The sequence below is a fragment of the Marinobacter sp. es.042 genome (assembly GCF_900188315.1).
Lineage (GTDB): Bacteria > Pseudomonadota > Gammaproteobacteria > Pseudomonadales > Oleiphilaceae > Marinobacter.
Genome location: NZ_LT897781.1, coordinates 3,132,302 through 3,143,871 on the forward strand (window position 1 = coordinate 3,132,302; position 11,570 = coordinate 3,143,871).

At 60.3% G+C, this 11,570-nt stretch carries 12 protein-coding genes; 4 read left to right on the plus strand and 8 right to left on the minus strand.

Annotated features, from left to right (window positions below; genetic code table 11):
- Positions 1 to 30 precede the first annotated feature (30 nt).
- The 3 genes from CFB02_RS14620 to CFB02_RS14630 are packed head-to-tail and all read left to right on the plus strand — an operon-like array spanning position 31 to position 3,921.
- The gene (locus tag CFB02_RS14620; protein ID WP_088558569.1) at positions 31 to 276 is read left to right on the plus strand and encodes a hypothetical protein; all 246 of its coding nucleotides are present in this window, start codon (positions 31 to 33) and stop codon (positions 274 to 276) included.
- Complete coding sequence (gene mdoH, locus CFB02_RS14625) at positions 269 to 2,374, plus strand: glucans biosynthesis glucosyltransferase MdoH (RefSeq protein ID WP_227519234.1); 2,106 nt, start codon at positions 269 to 271, stop codon at positions 2,372 to 2,374. Before CFB02_RS14620 ends, mdoH begins: the two co-directional genes overlap by 8 nt.
- Positions 2,371 to 3,921: a sulfatase gene (locus CFB02_RS14630; protein ID WP_088558570.1), complete on the plus strand. Its 1,551-nt coding sequence runs from the start codon at positions 2,371 to 2,373 to the stop codon at positions 3,919 to 3,921. Before mdoH ends, CFB02_RS14630 begins: the two co-directional genes overlap by 4 nt.
- A gap of 7 nt (positions 3,922 to 3,928) precedes the next feature.
- Here the strand turns inward: CFB02_RS14630 and CFB02_RS14635 are convergent, their stop codons facing one another.
- From CFB02_RS14635 to CFB02_RS14670, 8 genes are all read right to left on the minus strand, one after another.
- The gene (locus CFB02_RS14635) at positions 3,929 to 4,246 is read right to left on the minus strand and encodes a PA4642 family protein (RefSeq protein ID WP_088558571.1); all 318 of its coding nucleotides are present in this window, start codon (positions 4,244 to 4,246) and stop codon (positions 3,929 to 3,931) included.
- 112 nt (positions 4,247 to 4,358) lie between these two features.
- Positions 4,359 to 5,192: a flagellar motor protein MotB gene (locus tag CFB02_RS14640; protein ID WP_088558572.1), complete on the minus strand. Its 834-nt coding sequence runs from the start codon at positions 5,190 to 5,192 to the stop codon at positions 4,359 to 4,361.
- 4 nt (positions 5,193 to 5,196) lie between these two features.
- Positions 5,197 to 5,970, minus strand: coding sequence for a motility protein A (locus CFB02_RS14645; RefSeq protein WP_088558573.1), 774 nt, complete (start codon positions 5,968 to 5,970; stop codon positions 5,197 to 5,199).
- 54 nt (positions 5,971 to 6,024) lie between these two features.
- Entirely contained in the window at positions 6,025 to 6,852 is an 828-nt protein-coding gene (gene aroE / locus CFB02_RS14650; RefSeq protein WP_088558574.1) for a shikimate dehydrogenase, read from the minus strand.
- Positions 6,845 to 7,771, minus strand: coding sequence for an oxygen-dependent coproporphyrinogen oxidase (gene hemF / locus CFB02_RS14655; RefSeq protein ID WP_088558575.1), 927 nt, complete (start codon positions 7,769 to 7,771; stop codon positions 6,845 to 6,847). The genes aroE and hemF overlap by 8 nt, the downstream gene beginning before the upstream one ends.
- An 8-nt stretch (positions 7,772 to 7,779) precedes the next feature.
- Positions 7,780 to 8,352: an L-threonylcarbamoyladenylate synthase gene (locus tag CFB02_RS14660; protein WP_088558576.1), complete on the minus strand. Its 573-nt coding sequence runs from the start codon at positions 8,350 to 8,352 to the stop codon at positions 7,780 to 7,782.
- A gap of 45 nt (positions 8,353 to 8,397) precedes the next feature.
- Positions 8,398 to 9,540, minus strand: coding sequence for a DNA-processing protein DprA (gene dprA / locus CFB02_RS14665; protein ID WP_088559261.1), 1,143 nt, complete (start codon positions 9,538 to 9,540; stop codon positions 8,398 to 8,400).
- 71 nt (positions 9,541 to 9,611) lie between these two features.
- Positions 9,612 to 10,628 (minus strand): LysM peptidoglycan-binding domain-containing protein, encoded by a 1,017-nt coding sequence (locus tag CFB02_RS14670; protein ID WP_088558577.1) that lies wholly within the window; start codon positions 10,626 to 10,628, stop codon positions 9,612 to 9,614.
- Between the two features lie 418 nt (positions 10,629 to 11,046).
- Between CFB02_RS14670 and def the strand changes: the two genes are divergently transcribed.
- Positions 11,047 to 11,550 (plus strand): peptide deformylase, encoded by a 504-nt coding sequence (gene def / locus CFB02_RS14675; RefSeq protein WP_088558578.1) that lies wholly within the window; start codon positions 11,047 to 11,049, stop codon positions 11,548 to 11,550.
- Positions 11,551 to 11,570: the final 20 nt, after the last annotated feature.

The window sequence follows — 11,570 nt, forward strand, 5'->3', positions numbered from 1 at the left end:
TCGACGTAACCTTTCATCCCGGAGACCACTGTGGACACACCGGACCAACCGTTTGATCGAGCGTTGCTCTACCTGCGCGCGGCAGGCCACGATACCGGTCCCGAAACCCGGGCGCGGTTACACAACCTGTTGCAAGTGCACGCCGCTGAAAACCCGGCCTTGAGCAACGGGCAGTTGCTGGCGCGGATGCCGGAGTGGTTTACCCTGCCCGGGCCATGCCAGGGACGCCCTCTGCCACCCATTACCCGGGCCAGTATCGGTTACCCGCGTGAATAGCCCCGCTTGCTGGCGGCCGGTCGCGTTCCGGCGTCGCCTTCTGCTTGTTTTCCTGGTGGCCGCTCAAACCCTGGCCGGCGTCTATTTGTTTGCCCAGACAGTGCCGGAGCAGGCGAATAGCGGAACGACTGCCACGTTGCTGGCCGTCTTCGGGCTCCTCTTTGCGTGGATCGGCGTGGGCTTCTGGACCGCCGTTTTTGGCTTTTTTGCGCTCCGCTTTGGCGGCGACCCCTGGAGCCTGTCGAGCCGCGTTGACCAGTCTACGCCCGAAAACGCAACGGTCGCGCCTACCGCCGTCGTGATGCCTGTCTGCAATGAACCGGTGCAGCGCACCCTCGGCGGTCTTAAAGCAATCATCCGGGATCTCGAACGAACGGGACAACAGGATTCCGTTGATTTCTATGTGCTCTCGGACAGCCGGGACCCAGAAATCTGGCTCGAGGAACAGGCGACCTGCGACCGGATACGCTCAGAACTGGCGCCCGGTCAGCAATTGTTTTACCGGCGACGCAACCTCAATCTAAACTACAAGAGCGGCAACATCGCCGATTTTCTGCGTCGATGGGGTCGTCGCTACCGCTACATGGTGGTTCTGGATGCCGACAGCCTGCTCAGTGCCAACTGCATTACCCGCCTGATACAGCTCATGGAGGCCCGGCCCGAAGCGGGGATTATCCAGACCACACCCCGCCTTGCCCGGGCAGAAACCCGGTTTGCGCGTCTGCAACAGTTCGCCAACCGCTGTTATGGCAGGCTCTACGGAGCCGGACTGGCCGCCATTCAGCTGGGAGAGGCCACCTATTGGGGCCACAATGCAATCATCCGGGTAGCGCCGTTCATGGCCCACTGTGGTCTTCGCAAGCTTCGCGGGCCCGGTCTGTTCCGGGGGCCGGTACTCAGCCATGATTTTATCGAAGCGGCACTGATGGGACGGGCCGGCTACGAGGTCTGGCTGGAACCGGCCATCGCCGGCAGTTTTGAGGAATCACCGCCGACCCTCGAGGATGACCTGATCCGGGACCGGCGCTGGTGCCGTGGCAACCTCCAGCATCTTTGGCTACTGGCAACCCTGGGGAAGATCCGGCTCGCCCACCGGATGGCGCTGTTAACCGGAATTTTCTCGTACCTGGCCTCTCCGCTCTGGCTGGTTTTCCTGGGCTTGTCAGGCTATGTGGCGCTGGCCGATTCGACGCCGGCTTTGCCGGGCGTCATGGCTACCACGGACACCGACTCTGGTCCGGGCTTTCTGCTGGTCCTGGTGACCTCGGTGCTGCTGTTCGGCCCCCGGCTGCTTGCGATAACGGACCACGCGCTGGCAAAGCGGACTTCCAGGTTTGGCGGGCTGCTCAGGCTCTCGGGGAACACGCTGATGGAGACGCTCGCAGCACTGGCGCTGGCCCCCATCCGGATGTTGATTCACACCTTCCATGTTGGGAGCGCGCTGTCGAATCTCAGAGTTGGCTGGCAGGGACAGAACCGGTCCGGCGGTGCCAAGCCGGGGCTCAGCCTTCGGCACTTTGCCCTCCTGCTGGCTTCCGCCGTTGCGGCGCTCAGCCTGATCCAATGGCACGCGCCGTCGCTGACACCCTGGGCCCTGCCCGTATTGGCACCGGTATTGTTTTCACCTGCTCTGGCCTGGTGGCTGAGCCGAAAACCGGGGGAAGGGCAATGGTTGGCGGTGCCCGAAGATTACCGGACAACGAGGGTGATTGATCTTGCCGGTCCCGCACCTATGGGTCATCGGACACCGGGCGGCCTGGACTGGTTCGAACAGATGGTTCTGTCTCCCGTTTCCGCCCGGGACCACAGGCGAAGTGCCTCACCATTACGGGGCAAGAAAGCGCGGGCCCTGGCGTCTCTGGTGGATCGCTGCGCCACGGAAGGCAAGCAGGGCCTGACTCACCGGGAGCTCAGCCTGATCTGCAAACATCCGGAGGCGTTAGCCGCCCTGCATTGGCGCGTCTGGCATGCCTCCCATGAATCACCCTGGCGGGAAACACTGACTCGTATGGCACAATCGGTTGAGGGAGACTCGCCGATACCGGTGCCCCTGCCCCGTCGGCAGGAACAGATCGCCTGGGTTGAGGTCGCTTCGTGATACTGGTCTGGCTTTTTCTGCTGAACGGGCTGTTCCTGTTTCCGTCCCTGGCATTGCCGGGTAACACCCCCTGGCTTTCTCTGGAGGCCCTGATCTTGTGGGCCATCATTTGCGGGCTCAGGGATCCTCAGCGGAGATACCGCGTCGCTCGTTTGCTGGCCGTCGCCTACGCGTTTCTGTTCCTGCTTGTTCTGGCAGATGCCCTGGTTCGGGAGAGTCTTGGCCGCGGCCTGAACCTGTATCTTGAAATTGGCCTGTTGGATGCGGCCTGGAATCTGCTCAACACAAACCTGGGAGCGCTTCTGGCGGTTGCGGCCCTCACCGCTCTGCTGGGTTTGCTTGCAGGCGTGGGCTGGCTGTTTCGCCATGGCCTGGAACGGCTGGCGCACCACTCGCCGGCACACCTGGGCAAACCGCTCTGGTTTGTGGTCGGCCTGTTTCTGGCCGGGGCCATCACGCCCTGGATTGGCAGCCCGGCGCTGGCCTTCGTTGCCAATCAGGCCTCCCTGATCACCCACACTCACCAGACAACCCGGGACTTTGCCAACGAATTGAGTGCGCAGCCAGGCCGGGAAGGCCTGGCAACGCCCCTGCCAAGGCTGGCAGATACCGATGTCATTCTGGGTTTTATCGAATCCTACGGGGTGTCGACGGTCACGGACGAGCGCTACCGGTCACTCGTCAATCCGGGCCTTGAGGCCCTGGGCCGGTCGATCGACGCGGCCGGGCTGTCGGTGGTGACTGGCCGGCTGCAATCACCCATCCAGGGTGGCCAATCCTGGCTTGGTCATCTATCCGTATTGAGTGGCCAGTGGATCCACAACCAGCTTGCCTACGAAACCCTCCTCAGCTCCGGTTACGCCACGCTGATCGATGACTTCCGCAGTACAGGGCACAGCACTGTCGCCGTGATGCCGGCTATCACCCGGGCCTGGCCCGAGGGCCGGCTTTTCCGCTACGATCGGATTTACGATCACGATGATCTGGGTTATCAGGGGCCGCCATTCAACTGGGTCACCATGCCCGACCAGTACACCTGGCACCGGTTTCAGGACATTCGCAATGCGAATGAGGGGCCGCTCTTTGCTGAGCTGGCGCTGATCAGCAGCCACGCCCCCTGGGTGCCGATCCTGCCGGTGCTTGATGACTGGCAAAGCATCGGCAACGGTGAAGTGTTCCGGCGCTGGGAGGGTGCTGGCGAGGCGCCGGTTTCGCTGTGGCGCGATCCGGACCGGGTCCGGGAACATTACGGTCAGGCGATTGCCTATGCCCTGGAAGTTGCCGGAGGCTTCGCCGCCCACTACCTGCGCCAGGACGCCCTGATGATCATTCTGGGCGACCATCAGCCAGCGCCACTGATCACCGGCGAAGATGCTAGCCGGGATGTGGTGGTTCATGTCATCAGCGCCGACCCATCGCTGGTGGAACCTTTCCTGTCCGGCGAGCTTCCGGGATTCCAACCCGGTATCCGGCCCGATCCGGAGACTGCAGGCGCCACCATGAGCCAATTCCGCCCGTTTTTACACCGGCATTTCGGGGAACTCTGAAGCCCGATCAATCCCTGGCGGCGGCCGCTTTCTTGGCGCCGGCGTTCTCCAGCGCCCGGGCATAATCGACACTGCGGCGATGACGGGAAATCAGGTCAAGAATGGTCTCCCCGTCTGGGCCTGCGGCATCCAGATCCCGACCCTCGGCAACAAAAAAGCCGATAAAGCGCTCGAAATCTTCGGCCCGCATGGCCTGATAGGCTTTCAACAGGGCGTTGAAGTCAGGGTTCTCGGCAGCATCCCAGGGCTGGATAGCCAGAAAACTTCTGACCCGCTCATCACTCCATTCTTCGCCAATCACTTTTGGCTTGTCCGGTCCACTCATGGTTACTCTCTCGCTCCGCTGTGCCAGTCAATAAACGGCGCACAGTATAAAGCCCTGAAAGCACGACAGTTATATGGATTACGAATGAGAAGCTTCACGCCGGATATAAGACTCAGGGCATGATTTCGACCGGAAGGTCGCCGGTCGGGACGTCATCGTTGCACTCGGGATTACGAATCGCGATCTCCACCCGACGGTTAAGGGCCCGATTCTCCGGCGAATCGTTGGGCGCCAGAGGATTGGTCTCGGCACGACCGGCCGCCACCACGCGGTCGGCGGGTACCTGGCGGTTCATCACCAGCTCGTGCACCACGGACACGGCTCGGGCCGCCGAAAGATCCCAGTTCGAACGGTAGCGACCGCTGGAGATGGGCCGGTCATCGGTGTAGCCGGACACCAGGACATCCCCGGTACAAACCGACAACACATTGACCACCCGTTCAATCTTCGGAATCATCTCAGGCTTGATCGCCGCCTCGCCGGACCGGAAGGTCGCTTCCTCGGAAAAGCGGATTACCACTTGATCCTGGTCGTAATTGACACTGACCGCTCCTGACGCCACTTCCTGCTCCAGTTCCCGGATCATTCGGCTGGCCAGATCAATCACGCCGCCTGGGATCTGTGTGGGCGCAACACCCTCGGCACGCTCATCAATAAATTCGGGCTCCCTGGTCTGGGACTCCGTTGGCTCAGGGAGCGATACCGTCTCGGATTCAATCATGGTCAGCGGGGAACCGCCGATATCATCGGCCAGGACATTACTGGAGCCAAAAGCGACTGCCATGGAATTGGCCATGGCCCGGTACTTCTCCACGTCCATCTCGGCAAACGACAGCAGGAGTATGAAAAAGGTCAGCAGAAGGGTGGCCAGATCGGCAAATGTGACGATCCAGGCCGGCGTCTGGTTCTGTAAACGCTTCCTGTTTTTCTTCTGGACCAGTTCCAAACCCTCAGGCCTCCCGCTCCGGCGCCAGGCCGTTGCGCTGCTCCGGGTGGACAAACGACGACAGCAGCTCGGTCATTACCCGGGGATTCTCACCGCGCATGATGTTTTTGATAGACGTGATGATCAGCATCTGGTTCCGGGCCTCGTCCTCGGCTTTCAGCTGCAGCTTGTCGGCCAGGGGCAGGGCAACCAGTTGGGCAATAAACGCACCGTACAAGGTGGTGAGCAGGGCGATGGCCATGGCCGGGCCGATGGAGGACGGATCGTCGAGGGTGTTGAGCATCTGCACCAGGCCTACCAGGGTGCCCAGCATGCCAATGGCCGGAGCCGATTCGCCGATGCCCCGGAACACCCGCTCGGCCACTTCGTAACGTTCGGCGGTCTGCTGGGTTTCCTGTGCCAGCGCCTCCTCCACCAGTTCCGGCGGGTGGCCGTCGACACACAGATTGATGGCTTTCTGGAGGAATTCGTTGTCAGTCTGGTGGTTTTCCAGACCCAGAATGCCCTCCTTACGCACCACCATGGCCAGCGAACCGACTTCCCGGATCAACTCCGCCGGCCGTGCCATACGGTCGGTGAAGGCGGCCGACATGGCCAGGCGGAAGGCGCTCATGACTGACGCCATTCGGAATTTGATCAGAGTAACGGCGAAGGTTCCGCCCAGCACAATGGCAAGCCCCGGAAGGTTCAGGAACGTCAGGAAAGAGGCATTGGCGAGCATCGCCATGATGACGATCAGGACACCTGCCACAAGCCCTACAAGGGTAAGAATATCCATCGAAAATCCCTACGGAAGTTGACCCTGAGCATAGCCCAATCCGGGGGCAGCGGCTCAGTCGTTACGCAATTCCTCAATGACAGGACCGGTGGCAGGGTTCACGCCGCGCCAGATACGGAAGGATTCCGCCGCCTGCTCCACCAGCATACCAAGCCCGTCATGAACGTTCTGTGCACCCTGTTCCAGCGCCCACTGATTGAACGTCGTGGTTTGCAGAGAATACATCATGTCGTAGACCACCGTTTGCTCTCCGAGCACCTCCGGTGACAGCGGTGGCAAATCGCCCTGGAGGCTGGCACTGGTGCCGTTGATGATCACGTCAAAGGGCTCCCCGGGCTGTTCGAATCCGCAGGCAGAAAGCGCGGTCTCGCCCGCCACGGGTTTAAACAGGTTAACCAGAGCGTCAGCCTTGGCAACCGTCCGGTTGGCAATGGTAATGGCGGCAGGATGCTCCGCCAGGATCGGCCCCAGAACACCGCGAACCGCGCCACCGGCGCCCAGCACCAGGATGCGTGCCTGCCCGAGGACAACACCGTGGTTCACAACCAGATCTCGCACAATACCGCACCCGTCAGTGTTGTCAGCGGTGAGCCGGCCCTCGTCATCCAGATACAGGGTATTGGCGGCCCCGGCATTCTGGGCTCGCTCGGTACGACGGTCCGCCAGCTTCCAGGCTTCCTCCTTGAAGGGCACGGTTACGTTCAGGCCCTTGCCACCCCGTTCAAAGAATTGCCTCACCGTGCCGGCAAAATCATCCAGCGGCCCCTGGATGGCCGTGTACTCAACCGGCTCACCGGTCTCGCTGGCAAAAAGGCTGTGGATCCTCGGCGATTTGCTGTGGCTGATGGGGTTGCCAACTACCGCGTAGAGATCGTTAGTCATGTTGGGTCTCCAGCCAGTTCCGCCCGGTCAGAAAATAGTCTGTCAGCCGGGCTTCTTCCGAACCGGGCTCGGCGGTCCGGTTGTAGTCCCAGCGCACTAGGGGCGGCAGGGACATCAGTATGGATTCGGTGCGACCGCCGGATTGCAGGCCAAACAGGGTGCCGCGGTCATAGACCAGGTTGAATTCCACATAACGCCCCCGGCGGTAAAGCTGGAAATCCCGCTCACGGTCACCAAACGGATGATCCATTCGGCGACGGACGATAGGCTCGTAGGCGTCTATGTAGCTGTTGCCCACCGCTTTCATCAGGCCGAAATCCTGCTCAAAGTCACCGGTGTTATGGTCATCAAAAAACAGACCTCCAACACCCCGGGGTTCATCCCGGTGTTTCAGATAAAAGTAATCATCGCACCAATCCTTGAAGCGCTTGTAGGTGCCCTCTCCGAACGGCTCGCAGGCATCGCGGGCTGTGCGGTGCCAGTGCACACAGTCTTCCTCAAAACCGTAGTAAGGCGTGAGGTCGTAGCCGCCGCCAAACCAGTAAACCGGCTCGCTGTTCTGCGGCGTGGCAATAAAAAACCGCACGTTGGCGTGGGAGGTCGGCACGTAAGGGTTGTTGGGGTGGATTACCAGGGACACACCCATGGCCTGCCAGGGTGCACCGGCCAGATGGGGGCGATGGGCGGTGGCCGAAGCTGGCATGGTATCGCCCATGACGTGAGAGAAATTAACACCACCTTTCTCGAACACCCGGCCTTCGGTGATCACCCGGCTGACGCCACCACCACCTTCGGGCCGATCCCAGGCATCCTTGATGAACGATGCACCATCATCGAGGGCCTCCAGACGGTTGCAGATGGACTCCTGCAGGCCCAGCAGATACTGCTTGACCGCCTGGCTATCGGGTTGCTGTGCCATAAACGCTCCTAACGAAGTTGCTGACCGCTGACAATATCAATAATACGGCTGGGTTTGCGATTTCCGCCCAGTGCTCCCGGAACGATCCAGTCCAACTGATCGCCAAAATACCCGCGCACCTGCCAGATATGGCGGGCGGGCTGTCGCCCCGCCGGATTACAGGACGTGGAGACCAGGGGCATGCCCGTCGCTTCACAGAGCGCCCGCACCACCGGGTGCTCGCTGACCCGAACCGCGATGGAACTGTGCTTTCCGCGCACCCATTCCGGCACCTGTCGCTCCGGGTCTGGCAGCAGACAGGTCACGGGGCCGGGCCAGTGACGCTCTGCCTCGGCCCGCAGCAGAGGGGGAAGGGGATCCAGCAGGAAGCGAACCTGGTCAAGGGAAGAAGCCACCAGAATCACGCCTTTCTGGACCGGGCGCTGCTTCAGCTCCAGAACCTTCTCCACCGCTTCCTGGTCCCAAGGATCACAACCCAGGCCCCAGACAGCCTCGGTGGGATAGGCAATAACGCCGCCTCCGAGAACCGTGCGGCGAGCGCAGTGCAATTGCCAGTCAGATAGGGGGTGGGAATGGGCCATACTGCTTGTGTCAGACGTTGATCCGGTTAGATGATCACACGGGGTTCAGGCGATTTTCTGAAAGCCTCCCGGTGCCGAGCTGACCAGCCCCTGCAACTCCAGAAGCAACAGGGACTGCATAAGCTGATCGGCAGGAAGGCCGGTTGCTGAACTTAGTGCATCGGTTGACTGTGGATCATACCCTAAAGCCTCAAACACCGCGATTTCACGGCCGTTGAGGCCGGCCAGCGGGCCCTTGCCTCCGGGCTTTGGCTCCGGGGTGCCAGCCGCTTCGGTTGCCAGTGGCGGGGACCACCAGGCACCAAGCTCCTCCAGGATATCCTCCACCGTTTCCACCAGGCGGGCACCCTGTTTGATCAGGTGATGACACCCCCGGGCAACAGGGCTGTGCACCGAGCCGGGAATGGCGAATACTTCCCGCCCCTGTTCCAGCGCCATCCTCGCGGTAATCAGGGAGCCACTGCGCAGGCCCGCCTCGACCACCAGCACGCCACGGCTCAGGCCACTGATAATCCGGTTGCGTTGGGGAAAGTGCGCAGCTCTCGCCGGCGTGCCAGGAGGATACTCGGAAATCATAAGTCCGTCGGCAACGACTCGCTCGCCCAGGCGGCGATGCTGGTGAGGGTAAACTCGGTCCAGGCCACAGCCAATCACCGCTACGGTGGGATACCCCGCATCCAGTGCCCCCGCATGGGCAGCGCCATCGACCCCGAGCGCCAGACCGCTGGTCACTATCAGCTCGCGGGCGCTCAGTTCGGCGGCAAAACGCCGGGCATGATCCAGACCGGCGGGCGTAGCCTTGCGGCTACCGATGATGCCGATCTGGTCCCGTGCCAGGAGCTCCGTGTCACCTCGGGTAAAGAGCACCAGTGGCGCGTCGTGAATGTGCCGGAGCTGCTCGGGGTAGTGGGTATCTCCCCAGGTCAGAATACCGACGGCATGCTTCTGGCAATCGTGCATTATGGTCCGCACCTCACGAATCGCCGGATGCGCATCATCCTGCGTTTGCCAGGCCTGGATTGCGGCCATGGCGTCTGCAGTTATGCCCACGGCCCGCAGGGTAGCAGCATTCAAGGAAAGCATTTGGGGCAAGTCAGGAAATTCCGCCAGCAGTTCACGCCGACGGGTACGGCCGAGGCCGGGCAGGCAAGTCAGGAACAGCCATCGGGCTGTGGCAGAGGAAAACACGGCATCATCCTTGAAAACAGCGAGGCCGGACCTTCCTGGTCCGGCCATTGCTTCTATCGGTAGTCAGTCAATCAGGGGTTGGTAACCTTGTCACCCACCGTCAACACGCGGCTGGCCTGCAGCACCAGACCGTAGCTCATTTTTTCGTAGGCCTGGAACACCATCAGCAACCCGGCACGCTCGGAGGGCAGCTCGATGGTTTCTCCGGTCACCGGATCGCGAACCAGGTTGCCACTTTTCAGTACGGCCATCACGTTGCCAGCTTCCAGACCTTCCCGGGTGCCGCGGTTAATGGCAACCACATCGTACTGACCGATCTGGCTTACGCCACCGTCAACCGAAATCATCTCACCTTCAACGTCCCCGCTGGGCGCGCTGGGCACGAAACTGGTGGTCAGGCGACGGTCCTCACTCACCAGAAGCCGGTCGCCAATGCGAACCTCTTCGTTGGAGCTGGTCAGGTTTACGGTCAGCACATCGCCATTTTCACGTGCCACATCACCACGGGCGATACTGCGCGCCTCAAGACCGAGGAACTCGCCAGTATCTGGGTCCCTGAACTCCTTGCTGCGACGGAATACACCCACCTTGTCTGCAGGCTTTTCTCCGCGAGCATATAGCTTGTCGCCGGCACCGGTGATAATCCGGCCGTCTTCACCTTCGAGAACATACGGAGCACCGTTGATTTCTTCCGGGCTGACAATACGGGTATCCGTCAGGAAACTGCCAATGGCATCAAGCGGGATCGCCGGGATGGGCGTATCGATGGGCTCGGAACGTACCTTGGGCGACAGCTTTACGACATCGTTGCTGGCAACCTTGGTAATACGGGGCTTGCCATCAATATAAACCAGGGCAAGGCGATCACCGGGATAAATCAGGTGAGGGTTGGCGACCTGCGGGTTTACATGCCATATTTCCGGCCAGTACCAGGGGTTGTTCAGAAAACGGGCCGAAATGTCCCAGAGGGTGTCACCCTTAACTACGGTGTAACGCTCGGGATGATCGGACCGCAGCTCCGGTGCAGCATGAGCCCAGGAGGTTATAAGCAGCGTAGTTGCTGCCAGAGCGTACAGCAGTTTCCTCATTGTGTAAGTCCTTGATCGCGTGCCTTGATTCTTTGCATTCTGTTGGGATGCAGTCAGTTACCTGCAGCTTATTACGTTGTTATTCCAGTTACTATAGAAGAAGTCTCGCAAATTGTGATGTTATCTTTTGTTCTTCCAGTAAATTCTATCCCGTCGTTGAAAGATTTTAACTATTAACTGATCAGTTTGTACTCAATCGACGAATTGTTGGATAATAGTCGTATAAAGCTTGAGAACCCCTCCAGCCGTTGAAAGCTGGGGCCTTGCCCCGATAATAGTAGAGGCAAGGTGAAAATTTGCGCAGTACGCTGTCGCATTTCGGAGATCAGTTTCACACTGTTACAAAGAGCAGCAAAGTCAAAAGGCATGCCGGCACAATACCGCGGGCATCCCGACATACAGGCTAAAAGACCGACCTATGATACTAGAGATTCTCGAATACCCGGATCCCCGTCTACGCACCATTGCCAAACCGGTAGAAGAGGTGACAGACGCCGACCGCAAGCTGATCGACGACATGTTCGAGACCATGTACGATGCGCCCGGCATTGGCCTTGCGGCCACCCAAGTGAATGTGCATAAACAGATCATCGTTATGGATCTGTCCGAGGACAAGAGTGAGCCGCGGGTGTTCATCAATCCCGAGGTCGAAGTGCTGGACGGTGAACGGGAATACATGCAGGAAGGTTGCCTGTCGGTACCTGGATTCTACGAAGACGTCGAACGGATCGAACACTGCATGATCCGTGCAATGGACCGGGACGGCAAACCGTTTGAACTGGAAGCGAAAGGCCTGTTGGCTGTCTGTATCCAGCATGAGATGGATCACCTGAACGGCAGATTGTTCGTTGACTACCTCAGCTCTCTCAAGCGTAACCGCATTCGCAAAAAGCTGGAGAAGCAGCACAAGAAGAGTGCCTGAGCAGGCTTTGGCCTGGCCCA